The organism is Mesorhizobium sp. M7A.F.Ca.CA.001.08.2.1 (assembly GCF_003998455.1).
Lineage (GTDB): Bacteria > Pseudomonadota > Alphaproteobacteria > Rhizobiales > Rhizobiaceae > Mesorhizobium > Mesorhizobium ciceri.
In genome coordinates, this window is record NZ_RZPW01000019.1 from 1 (window position 1) to 22,925 (window position 22,925).

Consider the following 22,925-nt stretch of genomic DNA (forward strand, 5'->3'; position numbering starts at 1 on the left):
CTTCTATGTAGTTGCGCCGGTAGAAATCCATGGTCAGCTTCACCACCTCGTCGATGCCAAAGCGGGCTCGCCGCACGTTGGAAGACGAACGGTTGATGCAGTAGCTGCAATCATAGATGCAGAAATTGGTCAGCAGGATTTTCAGCAGCGAAATGCAGCGGCCGTCCGGCGCGTAGGAATGGCAGATGCCCATGCCCTCGGTGGAGCCGATGCCGCCTGATTCCAGCGAGTCCTTTTTCGCCGCACCCGACGAGGCGCAGGACGCATCGTATTTGGCGGCATCGGAGAGGACAGCCAGTTTTTCACGGACGGTGAGTGCGCTCATCCGTTCATGATATGTTCTTATCCGCCCTTATGCCACCTCATTTGATGGAAACGGCGAAAAAGTGATCGCCCGCCCGGCCCTCAGACTTCGTGCAGATAGAGGTGGTAATCCAGTTCGCTGACCGTGCGTGCCACGCGCAGGTATTCGGACTGTTTGATCGCCACGAAGGTCCGGTGCAGGTCCTCGCCGAGCGCGTTCTTCAGGAAGCTGGACGCCCGGGCCGATTCGATCGCGGCGCGCCAGTCGACAGGCATGGTTGTGCGCGTGACCGCTGCCTCATAGCCGTTGCCGGTCGTTTCGGGCCCCGGATCGAGCCCTTCATCCATGCCCTTGATGATGCCGGCGAGCACGGTTGCGGCGATCAGATAGGGGTTGGCGTCGACGCCCGACGGCCGGTGCTCGATGCGCCGGTTCTTGGCGTCGCCGGCCGGCACACGCAGCGCCACCGATCGGTTGTTGACGCCCCATGTCGGCGCCACCGGCGCATAGGATTGCGAGACGAAGCGCCGCCAGGAATTGGCGTGCGGCGCAAACACCAGCATCGATTCCGCCATGGTCTGGATCAGACCGCCGAGCCCCTGCAGCAACGGCAGCGACCAGTTCTCGCCGCCGGCTTCGGCAAAGACGTTTCGGCCGGCCTTGTCCTGCAGCGAGACGTGGAAATGCATGCCCGAACCGGCGTATTTCTCGATCGGCTTGGCCATGAAACAGGCGGTGACGCCGTAGCGGCGCGCCTGCGCCCGCACCAGCCGCTTCAGCATGACCAGGTCGTCGGCCGCCCGCATCACATCCTTGCGATAGTTCAGCGTCAATTCGTACTGGCCGGGCGCATATTCGGAAATCACGGTCTCGGCCGGAATGCCTTGTGCCTTGGCCGCGGCATAGATGTCGGAGAACAGTGGCTCCATGCCGTGCAGATGATCGACGGAATAGACTTCCGTCTTGCCCGAGACGCGGCCGTCGAGCACGGCGCGCGCCGGCTGCACCTTGCCGTCGGCGTCGCGCTCATTGGCCAGCAGGAAGAATTCAAGTTCGAAGGCTCCGGCCGGATAGAGGCCCTTGGCCGCCAGGATGTCGACTTGCCGAGCCAACGCCAGCCGCGGATCCGACGACATCGGCCGGCCGTCGAGCATGTACATCGCCATCAGCAGCTGGCCACGTGGCGGGCTCGTGCCGTAGAGCGGCACCAGCGTGCCGGGGATCGGCCATGCCCTGAGATCGCCGTCGCCGGTCGTCCAGATCAACCCGGTCTCGTGCACATCCTCGCCGGTAATGTCGAGGCCCAGGATCGAGATCGGCATATGGCGGCCGCCCTCGAAGATGCTCTTCAGCTCATGCCGGCGCACGATCTTGCCGCGGCCGACGCCATTGGCGTCGGTCAGCACGATATCGAAGGCTTCGATCTCGGGATGGGCGTCGAGAAAGGCTTGCGCCTCGGCGGATGTCGAGCCCGAAGGTGAGGTCATTGTGGCATTGGGATGGTCCATCGCCGCTTGTCTCATGCCCCAAGCTTTGCCGCAACCGCGCCGAAGGCGGTGATCAGCCGGTTGACCTGGGTCGCAGTGGTCGCCGGCGAGATCAGCATCATGTTGTGGAAGGGTGCGATCAGCACGCCGCGATTGACCAGCGCGACATGGATCGCGGCCTCCAGTTCCGGCGCATGCGCCACTTCCGCCTCGGCGCCATTGCGCAGCGGACCGGGCGCGCAGATGAACTCGACGCGGGCGCCGACACGGGAAACATGCCAGGGCAGGCGATAGCGATCGATCACGCCGGTCAACCCGGCATCGAGCCGCCGCGCCAGGTGATCCATGCGGTCATAATTTTCCGGCGTCATTACCTCTTCAAGCGCGGCGCGCATCGCTGCGAACTGCAGCGGGTTGGCCGAGAGCGTCGTGCCCATGCCGGAATAGCCCGGCTCCTTGGTCCTGTTGTAGTCCGCGTAGCGCGAGGCGACGTCGTCGCTCATGCCCCAGACACTGGCCGGCACGCCGCCGGCGATCGGCTTGCCCAGGACGAAGAAGTCCGGGTCGAGACCATATTTCCTCGTGTAGCCGCCGGGGCCGGTCGAGATCGTGTGCGTCTCGTCGATCAGAAGCAGTGTGCCGGCTGCGCGTGTCAGTTTGCGCAGGGCGTCATGGTAGCCCGGATCGGCCAGCACCATGCAGGAGTTGGTCAGCACCGGTTCGGCGATGACGCAGGCGACGTCCTTATCCCCAAGCGCGGCTTCGAGTGCTGAGATATCGTTGAACTCGATGACCTTGGCCGTACGGGTCAGGTCGCGGAACTCGCCCGCCAATCCCGGCCGGTTGACGGGCTTGCCGTCGATCAGCCGCACCATCGTCTCGTCGACCGAGCCATGGTAGCAGCCGTTGAAGACAAGGATCTTCTCCCGGCCGGTGACGGCGCGGGCGACGCGCAATGCAAAACGGTTTGCGTCGGTTGCCGTCGTCGCGATCTGCCAGAACGGCAGGCCGAAGCGCTGCTGCAGCAGCGGCCCGATGGCCAGCGCATCTTCCGAAGGCAGCATATAGGTCAGGCCACGTCCGGCCTGGCGGCGGATGGCGCGCGCCACCGGCGGCGGCGAATGGCCGAACATCGAGCCGGTGTCGCCAAGGCAGAAATCGTCGAGCTTGTTTCCGTCGATGTCGGTGATCGTGGCGCCCTTGGCGCTGTCGACCAGGATCGGGAACGGCGTCGGCCAGTCGTTCATCCAGTGCATCGGCACGCCGCCGAAGAAGCCGGGCAGGCCGTTGCCGACCTTCGCCTGAGATTGCGGCCGCGCCTTGCGGAAGGCTGCCCCCTCGGTCTCGCGCAGATCGGCAATGCGGTCGCGGCCGATGCCGCCGATGGACGTCTTGGACATATCGCTGTGCATGAAAACCCCTCTGGTCGATTCCTCTTAGCCAATCCGTGTCTGCATCCGCAATTGGCCGCGCATCTGTCCTGCGTTGGCTCAGCCTTTGGCGGCGGCGCTTGACCGTGCTGCCGAAGTCGGCGCCAATATGAGCGGGAATTGAGGGGGGAGGGGTAATGAGGACGGTCATCTGTGTGGCGATGCACCTGTCGTCGGCGAGCGCGGCCTTCGCCTCGGGCGGCATCTGGTGCTCCACCGACGACGCGGCGGCGACATTCGAGGTCGAGGCCGGCGTCACCAGAGGCATGGGCGGGCCGACCTTCAATTTTCGCGGCAACCTCGAAATTCTGAGCCGGCCTGCCAGCGACAGCCTGCGCAAGACCGTGTTTGAGGATTCCAACCTGACGCAGTACTGGCTCGACGGCAAGGAATTGCGGCTGAACATCTATCGTGAGCACGAGGCCGCGCAAAAGATCAACTCGGTCGAACTGACGATCCTGACCAGGACCAGCGACGAAGGCGTCTACGACGGGAGCTATACGCTCTCCATCTACGACGCCGCGGCGGATACGGACCAGGACGGCAAACCGGTCGAAATCAGCGGCAAAGTGTCGTGCGGAGCGGAGTGAGCGGGGTCAGGCCGTGATGTCGATGACGCCGCAGTCGCCTGCCGCGCTGCCGAAGGCGACGCGGCGTTCTTCCTTGTCCCACATCATCGAGGTGATGGCGCCCTTGCCCGGCCGCCGCAACAGCACTTCCTTGGCGTCGGCAAAACGCACCGCCATCACCATGCCGTCATCATAGCCGACGGCGACGACATCCTGGCTCGGGTGACAGGCGACAGCCGTCACCACGGCGTTGCCGCGCGTGCCGAGTTCCAGCGGTGCCTTGCCCATCGGCCCGTCCTTGCCGGAAAACGGCCAGACGATCGCCGCCGGCGCGCCGGAACTCGCAAGCCACTTGCCCTTCACGCTCCACGACAGGCTTTTGACCTTGCCGGGATAGCCGGTCATGCGCATGTGCTTGCCGTCGGCGAGCTTCCAGCCGTGCAATGCGTTTTCTTGCATGGTGGTGACGAGGAAGGCGCCATCCGGCGAGAAGGTGATGCCGGTATGGGCGCCGGCCCATTCGAGTTCCACCGGCTTGCCCTCGGCGGCCGGGAAATGCAGCGTCGCGCCATTGTAGCGGGCGACGCCGAAGCGCATGCCCTTGGGCGAGAAGGCCAGCCCCTCCACCGAACGCGGATGGACGAATTCCCTGGTCTTGCCGTCGGCGAAGCGCACGAAGGCAGTCTTGCCTGAGGCATAGGCGATGGCGCCTTGCGGCCCGGCGGCAACGCTGGTGATCCACTTCCTGGCCGCGCTTGCCAATTCCGTGGCCTCGCCGCCCGTTTTCACGGCAAACACCTTGCCGTCCTCGCCGCCGGTGATCATCCGGTCATTGGCCGCATCATGGAAGGCGGCGAGCAGCCCGTCATTGGCCTGAACCGTCTTGTGGCCATGGTCGAGCCGATGGATGGCGCCGTCGGCCATCGCGAAATGCGGCACGTCGCCGAGAAAGACGGCGGCGATGCAATGGCCTTCGAGGTCTAGGGGGGCGACTGTGGGCATCAGGGAACCATTCCAATGAAGTTTGTTGCCATCCCCGGGAAGTCGCCAGCGCGGCCAGGTGTGGCGCCAACCTTCTCCCCTTGTGGGAGAAGGTGGATCGGCGCGCAGCGCCGAGACGGTTGAGGGGTGTTGGACGGATCGCCGTCGGTGCCCAGCTGGAGCACCCCTCATCCGACCGAGCTTCGCACGGCCACCCTCTCCCACAAGGGGAGAAGGACAGAAGGGGCAGCGCTAGCGTCATAAGGCTTGGAAATCAAGCCGCCTGGCAGGCGTCAAAACTCTTCTTCAGCCGCTCGGCGTCGAGTTCCCTGCCGATGAACACCAGCCGGCTCTCGTGCTTTTCGCCGACTTTCCAGGCGCGCTGGTGGTCGCCTTCGATGATCATGTGCACGCCCTGGATGACATAGCGCTCGTCGTCGCCCTTGAGCGCGATGATGCCTTTCAGCCGCAGGATGTTGGGGCCTTCCATCTGGGTGATCTTCTCGATCCAGGGGAAGAATTTCTTCGGGTCCATCTCGCCGCCGCGCAGCGATACCGACTGTACCGTCACGTCATGAATGTCCGAAGCATGCGCATGATGGTGGTCGTGCCCGTCATGATCATGGTGGTGGTGATCGTGGCCGTCGTGGTCATGATGATCGCGATCGTCATGCGCCTCGAGGAAGTGCGGATCGTTTTCCAGTGCTCGGGACAGATCGAAAGCGCCGCGGTCGAGTACTTCGGTCAGGTCGACGCCGGCGCGGGTGGTACGATGGATCTTTGCCGCCGGATTGATGGCGCGGATCGTTGCCTCGACCTTGGCGAGTTCTTCTGACGTGACGAGGTCGGTCTTGTTGAGCACGACGACGTCGGCGAAGGCGATCTGGTCCTCGGCTTCCCTGGAATCCTTGAGCCGCAACGGCAGGTGCTTGGCGTCGACCAGCGCCACCACCGCGTCAAGCCTGGTCTTGGAGCGCACATCGTCGTCCATGAAGAAGGTCTGCGCCACCGGCACCGGATCGGCGAGCCCGGTGGTCTCGACGACGATGGCGTCGAAGCGGCCGGGGCGGCGCATCAGGCCCTCGACGACACGGATCAGGTCGCCGCGCACCGTGCAGCAGACACAACCATTGTTCATCTCGTAGATTTCCTCGTCGGATTCCACGATCAGATCGTTGTCGATGCCGATTTCACCGAACTCGTTGACGATGACGGCGTAGCGCTTGCCGTGGTTTTCCGACAGGATGCGGTTGAGCAGCGTCGTCTTGCCGGCGCCGAGATAGCCGGTGAGAACGGTTACGGGGATTTGCGTCTGTGCGTCGCTCATGGCTTGCCTCGAAAGTGCTGGGCCGCGAAAGATCCGGCCCTCAAAAGGGATTGTCGGTTCCATATAGGATGTGTGCCGGGCTTTTGCACGGGGCAAACCGATGGGCCAAACCGGCTTGCTACAATACCGGATTTTGACTGGCGAAAGCCGCTGTGATTGCCTAGCTCGGGATGCGGAAGATCAATTTGAGAGGCAAGATATGTCCGGCAAGCCATCCTCCTTCTCATTGAGCCGGCGCCAGGCGCTCGGGTTGATCGCGGTCACCGCCGGAGGTGGTGCCTTCCTGCCGGCCTCGGCAATGGCCGCTCAATCTTCGGCTGCCCAGGCTTCACCCTATGCCGGACTGGCCTTGTTCGAAAACGGCGCCGGTGTCTGCACCATTACGCCTGAAGTGACCGAGGGACCGTTCTATTTCGACCCGAAACTCGAACGTGCCGATGTCACCGAAGGCAAGAAAGGTATTGCCCTTGACGTCCGGCTGCAGGTTGTCGACGTGGACTGCCGCCCACTTGCCGGCGCCCGCGTCGATATCTGGCATTGCGACGCGCAGGGCGCCTATTCCGGCTATCCCGGACAGGGTGACGGCCGCGACGTCGACACGTCGGGCCAGACCTTCCTGCGTGGTTGGCAGAAAACCGATGCAAGCGGCATCGTTTCCTTCGCCACGATCTATCCCGGCTGGTATCGCGGCCGCACCACCCATATCCATTTCAAGGTCTTCCCTGACGACAGGTCGGTGATGACCGGCCAGTTGTTCTTCCCCGACAGCCTCAGCGAGCAGATATTCACCTCTGTCGCGCCCTACAATGACCGGCCCGGCAAGCGCGACACTTCAAACGCCGATGACGGCATCGCCAGGCGGGCAGGACCGCAATCGCAGGCTGCGCTGCGCGAGTTGAACGATGCCTATCAGGCGCTGATGATCGTGGCGGTGAAGCCCGGCTGAGCGGCGGTCACTCCACCACCACCACTCGCGACGAAAACTCCGGCTGGGAATTCGTTTGTCATCTAACTGAAATAAACATCTGGCATTAGCCACGGCGGACACCACAATGCTTGCCGGCAAAGCTGTTTGAAGCACCGGAATCTTTTTGATCGTCGATTGCCAACCGGCCGGCTGCCTCTATGCTGCCCGCACCGGTACGGCCGAAGAGGGAAGACCATGGCCAAGGCGGACAAGACTGCGACAATGAGCCGGCTGCATTCCGCGGCAAGGCTGGCAAGGACGGCGCTGGCTGCCCGGCTTCTGGCGCACGGGTTCTATGCCGGCCAGGACCAGATCATGCTGGCGCTCGACCGTGAGGACGGCCAGACGCCGGGCAATCTTGCCGGACGTCTCGGCGTGCGCCCGCCGACGATCACCAAGACCATCAACCGGCTGCAGGCCCAGGGTTTCCTGGAGAAGCGCGCTTCTGAAGCCGATGCCCGCCAGGCCCACATCTTCCTCACCGATACAGGCCGCGACATCATCCACGCCATCGAGAAATCGGTGAAGAAGACCGAAAAGCAGGCGCTGAAGGGCCTCGACAAGAAGGACCAGAAGTCGCTGTTCAAACTGCTTGCCCGCATCGAGGCCAACCTCTCGAACGAGGAATTGGTGCTCATCGACGACGACGCCGAGTCGGACGACTGACCGGCGGATTGTCGCGGCAGGCGATCAAGCCGCCGCGGCAGAGCCCTGGATCAGCGACGACCAGCGTCCCGGTGTCATGCCGAACGCCTTCTTGAACTGCCTGATGAAATGGCTCTGGTCGCTGAAGCCGGCTTCGACCGCGATCTGCGCCAACGGTTCGCCGGCGGCGATCATCCGCCGCGCACGCTGAAGCCGGCGCATCACCAGGAAGCGATGCGGACTGGTCGAAAACGCCGCGCGGAAATGCCGTGACAAGGCATAGCGGTCGAGCCCGGTTATCGCTTCCAGTTCGCCGGAGCGCACCGGCCGGGTCAGGTTTTCCGTGAGATAGTCGCGCGCCAGTGCAGCCGCCCGCCACGCCGTCCGGGTCATCGGCTTTGCCGGCTGGCCGCCATGCCGGGTCAGGCTTTGCATCAGTTGGACCAGGAAGTCGTCGACGAACAGGTCGTCGAGTTCCTGCTCCAGCGGCCCCAGAGCCGAAAGCAGCGTTGCGCAAAAGGCCGCGTCCGTCACCACGCCATCCCTCACAAAAGGCAGCGAAACGCCGCCGAGGCAGTCGAGCATCAGCGACGGCTCCAAATAGAGCATTCGGTAGCGCAGGCCGTCCTCGGTGCCGGCGCCGCCGTCATGCAGTTCGTCGGGGTGTAGCACGATGATCTGGCCTGGAAGGCTGTGACGCGCAGCACCAAGATAGCGAAACGTCTGCACACCGTGCAGCGTTACCCCGATCGCATAGGTGTCGTGGCGATGCAGGTCGAACGCGCTGCCATGGAAGCGTGCCTCGATCCGCTCCATGCCTGCGGGATCGGGGGCGGAGATAATACGGTTTTCCGCCGCATCGATGCACAAACGTCCAAGACCCTCGAAGGCCTGGCTGTCTAGATCGTGCGACATCGTCTCCGTAAGCCTCGCATTGGGGCACAAACCGAATGGCCAATGTCTCATGTTCGATACGAAATTTGCAATCGTGCTCAGGGAGGATCTGCCGGTCTGGCAGAAACTCAACGTCACCGCCTTCCTGACCAGCGGCATTGTCGCCCAGTTTCGCGACATCATCGGCGAACCCTATCGCGACCGCGCCGGCAATCTCTATAACCCGCTGTCGATCCAGCCGGTCATCGTTTTGTCCGCCGACCAGGCCACGCTGGGCACGATCCACCGGCGCACATTGGAGCGCGGCGTGACCACCTCGCTCTATGTCGAGGAGATGTTTTCGACCGGCTTTGACGCGGCCAACCGGGCCGTCTTCGCCGAATTTGCGCCTGAAGACGCCAAGGTGGTCGGGATCGCGCTTCGCGCCGACAAGAAGCTGGTCGATAAGATCACCAAGGGCGCCCGTATGCACCCGTAGCTTTCAAAGGCATCGACTAAGCCTGCCGCCGACACTTGTTGTGCCAGCCGGCTTTGGCGTGGCGACAGCCGACAATTGGCTTGCCGGGAGCCGGCAATTCCCGCAAAGGTGGGTCCAGCCCAGTTCCCACCCGGCCTGCAAGTGAGTGCTCCCCAAAGACATGTAGAAAGCGCGACGCCCCCGGTGGCGATCCTGTGCATGCTTTCCACTTACGTCTGCTTCACCTTCCTCGACACATCAAGCAAATACCTCGTCCTCGCCGGCATTTCCGTGCTGGTCGTTGCCTGGGTGCGCTTTGCCGTGCATGTCATCCTGGTCGGCACCCTGTTGCGCGGCTGGCGCCAACCCATGCGGTTTCGCCCGGTCAACCTGCCTGCGCATATCCTGCGCGGGGCTTTCCTGTTCGGATCGACCATATTCAATGTCCTGGCGCTCAAATCCCTGCAACTGGCCGGGACAACCTCGATCTATTTCTTTGGGCCGATGGTGATCACGGCGCTGGCCGGTCCGCTGCTTGGCGAGTGGGCGGGCTGGCGGCGCTGGCTGGCCATCCTGGCGGCCTTTGCCGGCGTCCTCATCATCACCCGACCGGGCGTCGGCGTGTTCGGCATCGGACATCTCTTCGCGCTCGGCTCGATGCTGTCGAACTGCTTCTACGTCATCATGACGCGCCGCATGTCGGCGACCGAGACATCGGAGAGCCTCATCCTGTTTTCGGCGCTGGCGCCGGCGCTGCTGCTGTTGCCCCTGCTGCCGTTTTCGTTTTCCTTGCCGCATGACGGCTGGCACTGGTTCGTGCTGCTGATGCTCGGCGTGTTCGGCGGCGTCGGTCACTGGCTGCTCGTCCAGGCCTACCGGCTGGCGACGACCACGGCTTTGGCGCCCTATCCCTATTCGCAGATGGTGTGGATGATCATTTCCGGATGGATCGTCTTCAAGCAGTTTCCCGACCGCTGGACGCTGGTCGGCGCCGCCATCATCGTCGCCAGCGGCCTCTACATCGTCCATCGCGAGCATAGGCTTCGGCTGCGGAGCCGCGCGGCCTCGGACGTCGAGGCCGAGGCGTTGGCAAAAAAACTTTGATTTGCCCCCGATCGGTGGCATAACGCCGCCTTTAAACAGTTTAGGTCTGGAAAGTCAGGTCCGGGGAGCACACGTCGCTGGCACAAAAAATCAAGCTTTCGACGATCGCGGATGCGCTCGGCGTGTCCACGGCCACGGTCTCGCTGGCGCTGCGCGACAGCCCTCTTGTTGCCGGGACCACCCGTGACCGCATCAAGGAACATGCCCGCGCCATCGGCTATATCTACAACCGACGCGCCGCCAGCCTGCGCACCTCGCGTTCCGGCATTGTCGGCGTCGTCGTGCACGACATCATGAACCCGTTCTTCGCCGAGATCCTGCGCTCGATCGAAAGCGAGCTCGACCGCAGCCGGCAAACCTTCATCCTGTCCAACCACTATGATCAGCTCGAAAAGCAGCGCACTTTCATCGATACGCTTTTGCAACTCGGCGCCGACGGCGTCATCATGTCGCCGGCGATAGGCACGCCGGCTTCCGACATCGTGATGGCCGAGGAGAACGGCCTGCCGGCTGTGCTGATCGCGCGCACCGTCGAGGGTGCCGACGTGCCGGTCTTTCGCGGCGACGACTCTTATGGAACAGGCCTCGCCACCAACCACCTGATCTCGCTCGGCCACAAGCGCATCGCCATGATCGGCGGCACCGACCAGACCTCGACCGGCCGTGACCGCTACCAAGGCTATATCAACGCGATGGAGGCGGCCGGGCTGGAAGTCAGGCCGTCCTGGCGCATCGCCGGGCCGCGCACCAAGCAGGCCGGCTTCGAGGCCGCCGGACAGTTCCTGGCGCTGAAGGACAGGCCGACGGCAGCCTGCTGCTGGAACGACCTCGTCGCCATCGGCCTGATGAACGGCATTGCCCGCGCCGGCCTGGTGCCGGGCGTCGACATCTCGGTCACCGGCTATGACGACCTCGAAGAGGCGGCGATCGCGACGCCGGCGCTGACCACAGTCTGGAACGGCCAGCGCGAGGTTGGCCGCCGCGCCGCCAGCGCGCTGCTCGACAAGCTCAACGGGCAGACGGTGCGACCCTCGCAGGAATTGATCAAGCCGGAACTGCATGTGCGTCAGTCGACCGGCAAGCCGGTGGAGCGTGCATGACCAAGGCCGAACAGTTGCAGACCGTCGCCATCCTGGTGCCGGGCGATTTCAACGACCACGCGGTCGACCGCATCAACCGCACGTTCAGGCGTGTCAGAATTGAACGCGCCGATCCGGCGCTCGTCACCGACGAGATGCGCAGTGATGTGCGCGGCATCGCTTCGTTCGCCGGCATCAACGCGGCGATGATGGATGCATTGCCCAACCTCGAACTCATCGCTTCCTTCGGCGTCGGCTATGATTCGGTCGATGTCGGTCATGCGGCGGCGAAAAACATCATGGTCACCAACACGCCCGACGTGTTGACCGAGGAGGTCGCCGACACCGCGATCGGGCTGTTGATCAACACCATCCGCGACCTGCCGCGCGCCGAGACCTGGCTGCGCGACGGCAGCTGGGTGCGCAAGGGCAACTATCCGCTGAGCCGGCTGACCTTGCGCGGGCGCAGTGTGGGTATTTTCGGCATGGGCCGCATCGGGCAGGCTATTGCCCGGCGTCTGGAAGCCTTTGGCTTGCCGGTCGCCTACCACAACCGGCGCCGTGTCGAAGGTCTTTCCTACCACTATCATGCGACCCTGAAAGGGCTTGCCGAAGCCGTGGATACGTTGATTTCGGTCGCGCCGGGGGGCGCCTCGACGGAGAAGGCGGTCAATGCCGAGATACTGTCGGCGCTTGGCGCCAACGGCGTCTTCGTCAACATCGGCCGTGGCAGCACGGTCGATGAGGCAGCGCTTGCGGCAGCCCTTGCCAACGGCACCATCGCCGCTGCCGGCCTCGACGTCTTTGCCGACGAACCGAACGTGCCCAAGGCGCTGCTCGACGCGCCCAACGCCTCGCTGCTGCCGCATGTCGGCTCGGCCTCGGACCATACACGCCGCGCCATGGCGGATCTGTGCGTCGACAATCTGGTGTCCTGGTTCACCGAGCGCCGGCCGCTGACGCCGGTGCCTGAGACGGCGCATGTGAAGGCTAGAAACTGATCGGTGGCTGCCACATTTATTAACGTCAGCTTAACCCTTTGGAATCATTGTTCAACCTGTCCGTGTACGTGGATGAAGAATGATGAAAGCACTTTCCGCATTGATCGCTGCCGCAGCGCTGTTTGGTGGCATTCAGCTGTTTCATGGCGGCAGCCGGGAAAGCGTAGCCAACGAGGCCGCCCCGTCCAACAGCTACAGGCTGGTCGCCAATGGCGATGAGGCGGTCTGTGCAGTCAGCCGCGGAGCCGAAATTTCGGACGGTTTGTCGTTGCTCACCGTTGCTCCCAAATGCCGTCGGCTCTTGCCGGGCATAGAACAGGCGAAGTTCTGGCGCGAGCAAAACGATGGCACCGTTGCCTTCAGCGCCAATGGCACCGATCCAATCGTCACCTTCGCGGCTGCCGATGGCGACGGCTACGAATCCTATGCCCCGGCGCTGCCGCTGCTGTCGCTGGCGGCCACCCGTGATAAAAAATCCGGCGACTAATTATTCCGCTGCGGCCCGCGCGCCCGCCTTCGCTGCGGCGTGCAGCCGAACCGCATCGCCGAAGGCACGGAATATTTTCACCGAATTGCTGTCCGACTTGACCCAGTATTCCGGGTGCCATTGCACGCCGACGGCGAAGGCGCGGGCGTCCCGCACCGAAACCGCCTCGACCGTACCGTCGGTGGCGACGGCCTCGACCTGCAGCTTCGAACCGAGCCGGTCGATCGCCTGGCGGTGCAACGAATTGACCTTGATGTCGCCGGCACCGAACACACCGGCCAGGCAACTGTCAGGTTTGATCGAAATGGTCTGGTGGATGGCGAAGCGTTCGTCCTGCTTGTCGCTCACCGGCGCGCGGTGATCGAGCGAGCCCTCGCGCTCCTGGATCTCGGTGCCGAGCGTGCCGCCCAACGCCACGTTCAGTTCCTGGATGCCGCGGCAGATGGCGAGCAGCGGCACGCCGCGTTCGATCGCCCGGCGGATCAGCGGCAGCGTCGTGGCGTCGCGCGCCGGATCATAGGGGCCATTGGCTTCACTGGCGTCGCCGCCATAGAGCGAGGGATGCACATTGGATTTCGAGCCGGTGACCATGACGCCGTCGACCGACAACAGGAGTTCGTCGAAATCGAGCCGGTCGCCGAACGATGGCACCAGCACCGGGAACACGCCGGCGCCGGTGATCGCCGCTTCCAGATATTGTTGTGGGGCGGCGTGCCAGGTGTAGTTGTCGAACTGGCGGACGTCGGTCGATATGGCGACGAGCGGCTGATGCATTTGGGCTCTGTGTTCCATCGGGGCAAGGGATACCTGCCTTCAAAATAGGCGATCCCACGTTATTTTTCCATGCCAAGTTTCGGCGTGTCGCATGGGCCACGAAACGGCCTGTTAGACTATAGTTGCAGTGCAGCCGGGCTTCGCCGTCAAATCGGGCCGGCCTGCTGGACTCGACTTCTTGCCTGTGTATTGTCTCGAACGAACCGACACGGAAACCGAGGATTTTCTGACGTCGGCCTGTTGATCCAAAAGGGAGGAACTTCATGGATCGTCGTTCATTCATTCGCAAGGCCGGTGTCACCGGCGTCGGTGCCGCGGCGGCGGCGGCCACGCTGGCGGCGCCTGCAATCGCCCAGTCCAATCCCAAGGTGACATGGCGGCTGGCGTCGTCCTTCCCGAAGTCGCTCGACACCATCTATGGCGGCGCCGAGGTGTTCTCGAAGATGCTGTCGGAAGCCACCGACGGCAATTTCCAGATCCAGGTTTTTGCTGCCGGTGAGCTGGTGCCTGGCCTGCAGGCCGCCGACGCCACCACCGCCGGCACGGTCGAGGCCTGCCATACGGTGGCATATTATTACTGGGGCAAGGACCCGACATGGGCGCTCGGTGCGGCGGTTCCCTTTTCGCTCAACGCACGCGGCATGAATGCCTGGCATTACCATGGCGGCGGCATCGACCTGTTCAACGAGTTTCTCGCCACGCAGGGCCTTTTCGGCCTGCCGGGCGGCAACACCGGCGTGCAGATGGGTGGCTGGTTCCGAAAGGAAATCAACACGGTGGCCGACCTTTCCGGCCTCAAGATGCGAATCGGCGGTTTTGCCGGCAAGGTGGTGCAGAAACTCGGCGTCGTGCCGCAGCAGATCGCCGGTGGCGACATCTATCCGGCGTTGGAAAAAGGCACCATCGACGCGGCCGAATGGGTCGGTCCCTATGACGACGAGAAGCTCGGCTTCTACAAGGTGGCGCCCTATTATTACTATCCCGGCTGGTGGGAGGGCGGCCCGACCGTCCACCTGATGTTCAACAAGGCGAAGTACGAAGAGCTTTCGCCAACGTACAAGTCGCTGCTGCACACTGCCGCGCAGGCGGCCGACGCCAACATGCTGCAGAAATACGATTATCTGAACCCTGCGGCGGTGAAGCGGCTGGTGGCCGGCGGCGCGAAACTGCGCCCGTTCAGCCAGGAGATCATGGCCGCCTGCTTCGAAAAGGCCAACGAGGTCTATACCGAAATGGAAGCTTCCAACGCCCCGTTCAAGAAGATCTGGGAATCGATCAAGGGCTTCCGCAAGGAGCATTATCTCTGGGCACAGGTGGCCGAATACAATTACGACACCTTCATGATGGTCCAGCAGCGCAACGGCAAGCTGTAGCCGGCCGGACTTCTGCTCAAAAGCTCTCTGGGCGGACCCCGCTCAGGGAGCTTTTCTGTATATGCCGGGAGGCGAAGCCGGCGGTTCAGCCGCGGCGCGGCACCACCAGAACCTTGACCTCGCCGGGCGCCGGCGGATTGGCGATCACCGCTGGCGCTTCTTCAAGCGACACCTGCCTGGAGATCAGCCTGTCGATCTCGACCGCACCGGAAGCGATGAGTTCGGCGGCGCGGCGATGGGTGTAGGGATTGAGGAAGGAACCGAGCACCTTCAGTTCCCGGAACAACAGGTCGAACGGCTCGAATTCCGCTTTCATGCCTTGCGGCGTCACGCCGACAATGACGACCGTGCCGCCGGCTCGGGCCAGGCGCATGGACTGCTCGACGGTCTCTCGCACGCCGGCGCATTCGAAGACGACGTCGACGCCACCTGGCGCCAGACCAGCCGGTCCGGCGATCGCATCGATGACATTGGTGGCTGTCGGATCGATCGTCGCTGTCGCGCCGAGGTCCTCGGCGAGGGCGCGCCGCGAAGCCTGCCTGGTCGACAGGATGATGGTCGTGGCTCCCGCCAGTCTTGCCAGCTGCACGGTGAGCAGGCCGATCACGCCGCCGCCAAGCACGACCACCGAGCTGCCCGGTTTGATACCGGCCAGGTCGACGCCATGCAGGCAACAGCCGAGCGGCTCGCAGAAGGCACCGTGCAGGGGGTTCAGGCCTACAGGCAGGACGAAAGCCTGTTTCTGCGGCAAGGCAAGATAGTCGGCAAAGCCGCCGTCGCGATGAATGCCGATCGCGCACAGATTGCTGCAGAGATTGACTTGTCCCGCGTGACAGTGCGCGCAGCGCCCACAGGCTATGTTGGGGTCGCCGGTAACACGATCGCCGATGGCAAAACCCGAGACCGATTTTCCGATCGCCTCGACGATGCCGGAAAACTCATGGCCGGGCGTCACCGGTGGCGTGCAAGGAAATTCACCGTGAAACAGATGCCGGTCCGTGCCGCAGACGCCGCAGGCTTCGATGCGCACCAGTAGCTCATCCGAACCGATGTCAGGCATGTCGACGTCGCGCAGCGTGATGTCGCCCACTGCTTCCAGCCGCACCGCTTTCATGGTCTTGACCATGCCGGTTCAGTTGAAGCTTGGCGGTTGCGACAGGTCGGGCTGCGGCACTGCCGGCTTTGCCGGTGTCGGATCGCCGAAACTGGGCGGTTGCGAAAGGTCAGGAGCGGCCGGCGCCGTGCCGCCACCAGTGGGCGCCGCTCCATCCGCCGGCGGCGTGCCCAGCGGCGACAGGCCGGGCACCTCCGGTACCTTGTAGTCGATGGTGCCCGGATCGACGGTCGTTCCCTTGTAGTGCATCACCATTTGCGGGAAGGCGATGGTCAGCCCGATCATGATCACCTGGATGCAGACAAAGGGCACCGCGCCCCAATAGATCTGCCCGGTGGTCACCGGCGCGATTTGTTTGCCGGTGAGACGATCGAGATAGGGCACGCGCGCGGCCACCGAACGCAGGTAGAACAGCGCGAAGCCGAAGGGCGGGTGCATGAAGCTGGTCTGCATGTTGACGCCCAGGAGCACGCCGAACCAGATCAGGTCGATGCCGAGCTTGTCGGCGGCGGGCGCCAGCAGCGGTACGATGATGAACGCCAGTTCGAAGAAGTCGAGGAAGAAGGCGAGGAAGAAGACGAGCATGTTGACGCCGATCAGGAAGCCGACCTCGCCGCCCGGCAGCGACGTCAAAAGGTGCTCGACCCAGATGTGGCCGTTGACGCCGTAGAAGGTCAGCGAGAACACCCGTGCGCCGATCAGGATGAACAGCACGAAGGACGACAGCCTTGTCGTCGAGGCCAGTGCCTGCTTGACGACGTCAAGCGACAAGCGCCCCTTGGCCGCCGCCATGAACAAGGCGCCGACCGAGCCCATGGCGCCGCCTTCGGTCGGCGTGGCGATGCCCAGGAAGATGGTGCCCAGCACCAGGAAGATCAGCGCCAGTGGCGGGATCAGCACGATGATCACCTGCTGCGCGAGCCTGGACATCATGTTGAAGTTCAGGCGCTTGTCGGCAATGGCGACGATGTAGATGAACAGCACCCCGGCAGTCGCGCCAAGAATGTCGGCATTGTCGCCATGCGCCGGCGCCAGGTAACGATACGCCGCGTAGGAAACCGCCGATGTGACCAGCAAAGCCACCAGCAGCGACATCACGCCATGGCCAAGTGTACGGGCCTCGAGCGGCAGCGCCGGCATCGAGTTCGGCCGGATGATCGACATGATCAGGATATAGGACATATAGAGGCCGGTAAGCACGAGGCCCGGGATCAACGCGCCCGCGTACATATCGCCGACCGAGCGGCCGAGCTGGTCGGCAAGCACGATCAGCACCAGCGACGGCGGGATGATCTGGGCAAGCGTGCCGGAGGCGGCAATGACACCGGATGCGAGCCGGCGGTCATAGCCATAGCGCAGCATGATCGGCAGCGAGATCAGGCCCATGGCGATGACGGAAGCCGCCACCACGCCGGTGGTCGCCGCCAAAAGCGCGCCGACGAAGATCACCGCATAGGCGAGGCCGCCGCGGATTGGCCCGAACAGTTGGCCGATCGTGTCGAGCAGGTCTTCGGCCATGCCCGATCGCTCGAGCACGATGCCCATGAAGGTGAAGAACGGGATGGCCAGCAGCGTGTCGTTCGACATCACCCGGCTGCCGTAGAAATTATCCGGCAATGCGTGCAGGAGCGGCCAGGCGAGGTTGATCGATCCTCCGGAATAGGGAGACAGCAGCACGCCGATGAAGAAGAACATCAAGCCGTTGGCGGCCAAGGAAAAAGCGACGGGGTAGCCGATCAGCAGGAAGATGATCAGCGAAGCGAACATGATCGGCGCCATGTTCTGCGCGATGAACTCCATCACGAACGCACCTCGTCGGCCAGCGCCTTGGCTTCGAGTTCGGCCTGCTCATGCACCGATATGAAGGGATTGGGGTCGTCCATGTCTCCGCGCATGATGGCGATCTTCTTGATGATCTCGGAGATGCCCTGCAGCGCCAGCAGGAAAAACCCGACGAGCAGGATGGCCTTGGCGGGCCAGATGATCAGGCCGCCGGAATTGTTGGACATCTCGCCGCTGCGAAACGACAGCGACACATAAGGAACGAAATAGATCACCATCAGCGTCACGAACGGCATCAGAAAAAAGACATGCCCGAAAAGGTCGATCCAGTGCTGCACGCGGCGTGGAAACAGGCCGTAGACGACGTCGATGCGGATATGTTCGTTCTGCTTCAGCGTATAGGCGGCGGCCAGCATGAAGGCGGCGCCGAACAGATACCATTGCAGCTCGAGCCAAGCGTTCGACGATATGTCGAACACCTTGCGGATAATGGCGTTGGCGGCGCTCACCAGGATCGCCAGCAGGATCAGCCACGATATCCATTTGCCGATGAACTCGTTGGCGCGATCAATAGTCCTGGATAGAGCGAGAAGCCCTGCCATGCATTCCTCCCTTGTACCGGAGGCGTGCCGGCTTCCCCCTTTTTGTCCGTCACGCCACGTGGTCCAACGGTATGCCGCGCGTGGACTGACGGGTCAACAAGGATAGAGGCAGCGAATATCATCGCATCGCAGACAGTGCCCAATACCGGCGATCTGCCCTCGCGTCATGCAACCAAAGTCTGACGTTTTCAGGCGATTTTGCCGGTGTCGCGGCCGGCGCCGATCAGGATCAGCGTCGTGACCAGGAACAGGTACATCCACGCGTCGCGCCACTCGACCGGGAAATAGCCGGCCCACAGCGATTCGGCCATGCCGAAGGCCGCCGCGCCGAGCGCCGCGCGCGGTGGTGAGAGATAGCCGCCGACCGCCGTCACGAACAGGATCTTCAGTCCGTAGACGAGGCCCGAGCCGAAGCTGACATTGCCGTAATAGAGCCCGGCCATGACACCGGCCAGCGCGGCGCAGAAGCCGCCGAACAGCACCGCGTGCCGGAACACCGCGCGTACGTCGACGCCGCACATCGCGGCAGCCTTGGGGTCGTCGGAGACGGCGCGCCAGCGCCGTCCGAAGCTCGATCGGGCAAATGCCCAGCTTGCCAGCGCGATTGCCGCCACCACCACGGCGCAGTCGATAAGCTGGATGAGCGTCAGCGTTGCCTTGAAGGTCGCGCCCTGCGCGAAAACGATGGGCTCCGCCAGCATCGGCGGCAGCCACAGATCATGCGTGTCGGCGGCGATGCGGCTCGCTTCGGACAGCAGCAGCAGGATGCCGAGAGTCGTCACCACGATTGCATTGGGCGTGCGGTCGGCCAACGGTTCGAAGACACTGCGCGACAGCACGTGGCTGATCAGCGCGGCATAGAGGAATGCAGCGACGACGCCGAGCGCCACCGCCGCCAGCAGCGTCAGCCACAGCACCTGATAGCCGAAGGCCGCGGTCAGGATCATGGTCTGGCCGCAAAAGGCGAACAACGCGCCATAGGCGAGATTGGTGCGGTGCAGGATGCCGTTGGTCAGCACATAGCCAAAGGCGAGCAACGCATACAGCGCGCCCGAATGCAGCCCGTTCAGCACCTGCTGGAAGAAATAGAGCATGCAAAACCTCGAAGCATGCCGCCCAAAAGTGCGAAGCGGTCCTGGCCAACAGCATGCTCAAAAGGCTGCGGAGACCGCCGCATCCCGGAGTGAGGTTGCATCGCTGAATCTAACTTGTCAAATATGATTTATCGGTTAGATTTTCGCCATGACGGTATCATGGACCCCGCACCGCTTCACCGGCGGCCTGCTTGCGCTCGACACGGCGAACACCGTCGTGCTGCGCGGCGATCCGGGGCGGACGTTCGACCGCTTCGAAGATCCGGCCGAGATTGCCCGCTTCGCCGACGCGGCGAGCCGCTTTCGCGCCGCCGAGCTTGGCGAAAGGCCGCTGGCGGTAGCCTCGCCGGTGGCGATCGCACCCGTCGTGCTGTCGATCCGCGAGGCGACGGACCGGCTGTTTCGTGGAGCGGTATCGAAGGGTGCGGTCGCCACCGCTGATCTGCCCGGATTCCTGAGCGCCTGCGCCGAGGGTCTGGCCGGCAGCCGGACCGAGATCGGTGCGCCGGGAAGGCCGTTCGGTGATCCCCTGACGCCGATCGCCTTCGAGGCGGCGCTGGCGGTTTCGGCGCTATCGCTTCTGCGCGACGATACCGTCGCAAGGCTCAGGATCTGTCCCAACTGCACCTGGCTGTTCGTCGACAGAAGCCGCAATTCCAGCCGCCTGTGGTGCGACATGGCAGTGTGCGGCAACCGTCAGAAGGCAAGCCGTCACTATCGCCGTCGTCGCATGGCGGAAAATGAGGTCAAGAATGCGTAGCGGCCTTTCCCGTTCGATCCTTGTTGGCGCGGCGCTCATCGTGGCCGTTGCGCTCGGCGCCTGCCGCGATACCGGCGACGCCGAAGGCAAGCTGTTCGAGATTTCCGGCAAGATATTCGTTTTCAACTACCGCCTCGCCAGGGCGACTTATGTGGTGACCCTGCGGCCGCTGAAGCCGATGGGAGAGGGCCAGGTGGCGGTCGCCAGCTTCCAGGATCCCGCCGGCGGCGCACCTCTGGTGGTCGAGCAGAAGGTCTGGCCGAAGCTCGACAAGGTGACGCTGGAGAGCCCGGCACTGACCTGCGTCGTCAAGAACAAGCCCTATGCGATTGCCATCAGCATCAAGGGCGCCGACGGCGCGGTCCTGCAGAAGATCGACACCACGCTGATGTCGACGGAAGACCAGTCGATCCTGCCCGACCGGCCGCTGGTCATCGACCAGCTCTACACCGCCAATCCCGATCTCGTCGGCCATCCCGACGGCAAGCTGCCGGGCGAGCCGAAGCCAGATTGCTCGAAAGGCGGCTGACGCGTCGCGGCCGCCCGCGCCGCAGCTGTAATGTTCATGCGCTGGGCAATGTCCGCGGATCGGTTTCATACCCGATTCAGGATGGCCGCGGACTGTTCGTTGCGCGTTGCCTGGCATCTGCGATTTTGTTTGACCTGCCTTGCAAGGGGAGAAAGGATGCGTCATCCGATCCCGACGTTGGCTGCCTGCCCCCGCGTGGCCTCCGCAGAGGAAATGCCTGATGACGCTGCACGACGTCGCGCTCGACGACAAGTTCGATCTCGCAAAGGAGCGCATCTTCCTGTCCGGCGCGCAGGCGGTCATTCGCATGCTCTTGATGCAGCGCGAGCGCGACCGTCGCGCCGGCTTGAACACGGCCGGCTTCGTCTCCGGCTATCGCGGTTCGCCGCTCGGCGGCCTCGACATGCAGCTGTGGAAGGCGAAAAAACAGCTCGCCCAGGCTGACATCGTCTTCCAGCCGGGCCTCAACGAGGAGCTTGCCGCCACCGCTTGCTGGGGAGCGCAGCAGACGGAGCTGCTGGGCGAGGGCACCCATGACGGCGTCTTTTCGGTTTGGTACGGCAAGGGACCGGGCGTCGACCGCTCAGGCGATGTGTTCCGCCACGCCAACCTCGCCGGATCGTCGAAGCATGGCGGCGTGCTTGCGCTGATGGGCGACGACCATATGGCCGAATCCTCGACCAACGCGCACGCCACCGAATTCCTGTTCGTCGACACGATGGTGCCGATCCTCAACCCGGCCGGTGTCCAGGAGATCATCGACTACGGGCTCTACGGCTTCGCCATGTCGCGCTTTGCCGGCACGTGGGCGGCGATCAAATGCGTCAAGGACAACATCGAATCGACCGCCTCGGTCGATGCCGCGCTCGAGCGGCTGAACATCGTCGTGCCGGAGTTCGACATGCCGCCTGGCGGTCTCAACATCCGCCACGAGATCGACATGCTCGGCCAGGAAGAGCGGCTGCATGAACACAAGCGCGCCGCGGCCTCCGCCTTCATCCTTGCCAATGGGCTGAACCGCATCGTCTATTCGGGGGGCCGCAACCCGAAGATCGGCATCATCACGCTCGGCAAGAGCTATCTCGACGTTCGCCAGGCGCTGGAGGATATCGGCATCGACGAAGCGGCCGCCAACCGCATCGGGGTGAGGCTGTTCAAGGTCGGCTGCCCCTGGCCGCTCGACCTGCATCACATCGCCGGTTTCGCCCGCGGCCTCGACACCATCGTCGTCGTCGAGGAGAAGCGCTCGCTGATCGAGGTACAGTTGCGCGAAAGCCTTTATGGCACTGCCACCCAACCGGTCATTATCGGCAAGAAGGACGAGCGCGGCGACTGGCTGTTTCCGGCCAAAGGCGCGCTCGATCCCAACGAGATCGCCATCGCGCTTGGCGAGAGGATCGTCAGGACCATCGGCCCGTCCGAAGAGATTTCGGCGCGGGTGGCAAAACTGCGCCAGTTCCAGGCAATGCTCACCGAGGCCACCGACATCGGCTCGCGCACGCCGTTCTTCTGTTCCGGTTGCCCGCACAATTCGTCCACCAAGGTGCCGGACGGCTCGATCGCCGCGGCCGGCATCGGCTGCCACTTCATGGCGCTGTGGATGGACCGCAACACAGTCGGCTTCACGGCCATGGGCGGCGAGGGCGCGCAATGGGTCGGCCAGGCGCCGTTCTCCAAGCGCGAGCACATCTTCCAGAATCTTGGCGACGGCACCTACAACCATTCCGGTACGCTGGCGATCCGCTTCGCGCTGTCGAGCGATGCCAACATCACCTACAAGATCCTCTACAACGACGCGGTCGCCATGACCGGCGGCCAGCCGCACGAAGGCGGCCTGACCGTCGATATGATTGCCAGGCAGGTGCGGGCCGAGGGTGTCGACCGCATTGCCATCGTCACGGATGAGCCGGACAAATATGCGGGCAAAGCCGAATTCCCGGCCGGCGCCACTATCCATCACCGCGACGACCTCGATCTCGTCCAGCGCGAGCTGCGCGACGTCAAGGGCGTTTCGGTCTTGCTCTACGACCAGACCTGCGCCGCCGAAAAACGCCGCCGCCGCAAGCGCGGCACATTCCCCGATCCCGACAAGCGCGTCTTCATCAACGAACTGGTCTGCGAAGGCTGCGGCGATTGCGGCGTACAGTCGAACTGCGTCTCGATCC

General features: G+C 63.6%; 22 protein-coding genes and 1 pseudogene. 12 read left to right on the forward strand and 11 right to left on the reverse strand.

Going from position 1 to position 22,925, the window contains the following annotated elements:
• The 3 genes and pseudogenes from EN914_RS02480 to EN914_RS02490 form a co-directional block, all read right to left on the reverse strand.
• A pseudogene (locus EN914_RS02480) lies at positions 1–325 on the reverse strand (radical SAM protein); the annotation flags it as partial.
• Between the two features lie 80 nt (positions 326–405).
• Positions 406–1,791, reverse strand: a complete 1,386-nt coding sequence (locus EN914_RS02485) for a glutamine synthetase (RefSeq protein WP_024501926.1) — start codon at positions 1,789–1,791, stop codon at positions 406–408.
• A 32-nt stretch (positions 1,792–1,823) separates the two neighbouring features.
• Entirely contained in the window at positions 1,824–3,203 is a 1,380-nt protein-coding gene (locus tag EN914_RS02490) for an aspartate aminotransferase family protein (protein ID WP_024501925.1), read from the reverse strand.
• 155 nt (positions 3,204–3,358) lie between these two features.
• On the opposite strand from EN914_RS02490, the gene EN914_RS02495 reads away from it, so the two are divergent.
• Complete coding sequence (locus tag EN914_RS02495) at positions 3,359–3,811, forward strand: hypothetical protein (protein ID WP_024501924.1); 453 nt, start codon at positions 3,359–3,361, stop codon at positions 3,809–3,811.
• A 6-nt stretch (positions 3,812–3,817) separates the two neighbouring features.
• On the opposite strand, the gene EN914_RS02500 is transcribed toward EN914_RS02495, so the two are convergent.
• Positions 3,818–4,792, reverse strand: a complete 975-nt coding sequence (locus tag EN914_RS02500; protein WP_024501923.1) for a WD40 repeat domain-containing protein — start codon at positions 4,790–4,792, stop codon at positions 3,818–3,820.
• A gap of 253 nt (positions 4,793–5,045) precedes the next feature.
• Entirely contained in the window at positions 5,046–6,098 is a 1,053-nt protein-coding gene (locus tag EN914_RS02505) for a GTP-binding protein (RefSeq protein ID WP_024501922.1), read from the reverse strand.
• Between the two features lie 199 nt (positions 6,099–6,297).
• Between EN914_RS02505 and EN914_RS02510 the strand changes: the two genes are divergently transcribed.
• Complete coding sequence (locus tag EN914_RS02510; protein WP_024501921.1) at positions 6,298–7,044, forward strand: intradiol ring-cleavage dioxygenase; 747 nt, start codon at positions 6,298–6,300, stop codon at positions 7,042–7,044.
• Positions 7,045–7,260: 216 nt separating this feature from the next.
• Complete coding sequence (locus EN914_RS02515) at positions 7,261–7,731, forward strand: MarR family winged helix-turn-helix transcriptional regulator (RefSeq protein ID WP_013528223.1); 471 nt, start codon at positions 7,261–7,263, stop codon at positions 7,729–7,731.
• A 24-nt stretch (positions 7,732–7,755) separates the two neighbouring features.
• Here EN914_RS02515 and EN914_RS02520 read toward each other — a convergent pair whose 3' ends face one another.
• Positions 7,756–8,625, reverse strand: coding sequence for an AraC family transcriptional regulator (locus EN914_RS02520; protein WP_024501920.1), 870 nt, complete (start codon positions 8,623–8,625; stop codon positions 7,756–7,758).
• Between the two features lie 49 nt (positions 8,626–8,674).
• Between EN914_RS02520 and EN914_RS02525 the strand changes: the two genes are divergently transcribed.
• From EN914_RS02525 to EN914_RS02545, 5 genes are all read left to right on the forward strand, one after another.
• Positions 8,675–9,082 (forward strand): DUF2000 family protein, encoded by a 408-nt coding sequence (locus EN914_RS02525; RefSeq protein ID WP_024501919.1) that lies wholly within the window; start codon positions 8,675–8,677, stop codon positions 9,080–9,082.
• Between the two features lie 198 nt (positions 9,083–9,280).
• On the forward strand, positions 9,281–10,165 hold the full coding sequence (locus EN914_RS02530) for a DMT family transporter (RefSeq protein WP_032898728.1): 885 nt from the start codon (positions 9,281–9,283) through the stop codon (positions 10,163–10,165).
• 77 nt (positions 10,166–10,242) lie between these two features.
• The gene (locus EN914_RS02535; protein ID WP_081714208.1) at positions 10,243–11,265 is read left to right on the forward strand and encodes a LacI family DNA-binding transcriptional regulator; all 1,023 of its coding nucleotides are present in this window, start codon (positions 10,243–10,245) and stop codon (positions 11,263–11,265) included.
• On the forward strand, positions 11,262–12,245 hold the full coding sequence (locus EN914_RS02540; RefSeq protein ID WP_024501917.1) for a 2-hydroxyacid dehydrogenase: 984 nt from the start codon (positions 11,262–11,264) through the stop codon (positions 12,243–12,245). The genes EN914_RS02535 and EN914_RS02540 overlap by 4 nt, the downstream gene beginning before the upstream one ends.
• Positions 12,246–12,327: 82 nt before the next feature.
• On the forward strand, positions 12,328–12,732 hold the full coding sequence (locus EN914_RS02545; protein ID WP_024501916.1) for a hypothetical protein: 405 nt from the start codon (positions 12,328–12,330) through the stop codon (positions 12,730–12,732).
• On the opposite strand, the gene EN914_RS02550 is transcribed toward EN914_RS02545, so the two are convergent.
• The gene (locus EN914_RS02550) at positions 12,733–13,506 is read right to left on the reverse strand and encodes a gamma-glutamyl-gamma-aminobutyrate hydrolase family protein (RefSeq protein WP_024501915.1); all 774 of its coding nucleotides are present in this window, start codon (positions 13,504–13,506) and stop codon (positions 12,733–12,735) included.
• A 263-nt stretch (positions 13,507–13,769) separates the two neighbouring features.
• Here EN914_RS02550 and EN914_RS02555 point away from each other — a divergent pair, with 263 nt between their 5' ends.
• Complete coding sequence (locus EN914_RS02555; RefSeq protein WP_013528215.1) at positions 13,770–14,879, forward strand: TRAP transporter substrate-binding protein; 1,110 nt, start codon at positions 13,770–13,772, stop codon at positions 14,877–14,879.
• Between the two features lie 85 nt (positions 14,880–14,964).
• Here the strand turns inward: EN914_RS02555 and EN914_RS02560 are convergent, their stop codons facing one another.
• The 4 genes from EN914_RS02560 to EN914_RS02575 form a co-directional block, all read right to left on the reverse strand.
• A complete protein-coding gene (locus EN914_RS02560; protein ID WP_024501914.1) occupies positions 14,965–15,993 on the reverse strand; it encodes a zinc-dependent alcohol dehydrogenase family protein in 1,029 nt (342 codons plus the stop codon).
• 18 nt (positions 15,994–16,011) lie between these two features.
• Positions 16,012–17,796, reverse strand: a complete 1,785-nt coding sequence (locus EN914_RS02565) for a TRAP transporter large permease subunit (RefSeq protein ID WP_196815380.1) — start codon at positions 17,794–17,796, stop codon at positions 16,012–16,014.
• Positions 17,793–18,377: a TRAP transporter small permease subunit gene (locus EN914_RS02570; protein ID WP_013528212.1), complete on the reverse strand. Its 585-nt coding sequence runs from the start codon at positions 18,375–18,377 to the stop codon at positions 17,793–17,795. The genes EN914_RS02565 and EN914_RS02570 overlap by 4 nt, the downstream gene beginning before the upstream one ends.
• 188 nt (positions 18,378–18,565) lie before the next feature.
• Entirely contained in the window at positions 18,566–19,471 is a 906-nt protein-coding gene (locus tag EN914_RS02575; RefSeq protein ID WP_024501912.1) for a branched-chain amino acid ABC transporter permease, read from the reverse strand.
• Between the two features lie 148 nt (positions 19,472–19,619).
• Here EN914_RS02575 and EN914_RS02580 point away from each other — a divergent pair, with 148 nt between their 5' ends.
• From EN914_RS02580 to EN914_RS02590, 3 genes are all read left to right on the forward strand, one after another.
• Positions 19,620–20,231 (forward strand): CGNR zinc finger domain-containing protein, encoded by a 612-nt coding sequence (locus EN914_RS02580; RefSeq protein ID WP_024501911.1) that lies wholly within the window; start codon positions 19,620–19,622, stop codon positions 20,229–20,231.
• Positions 20,224–20,760, forward strand: coding sequence for a hypothetical protein (locus EN914_RS02585; RefSeq protein WP_013528209.1), 537 nt, complete (start codon positions 20,224–20,226; stop codon positions 20,758–20,760). The genes EN914_RS02580 and EN914_RS02585 overlap by 8 nt, the downstream gene beginning before the upstream one ends.
• A 220-nt stretch (positions 20,761–20,980) precedes the next feature.
• Positions 20,981–22,925 (forward strand): indolepyruvate ferredoxin oxidoreductase family protein (locus EN914_RS02590; protein ID WP_127388992.1); only part of this gene is annotated, 1,945 nt, incomplete at its 3' end.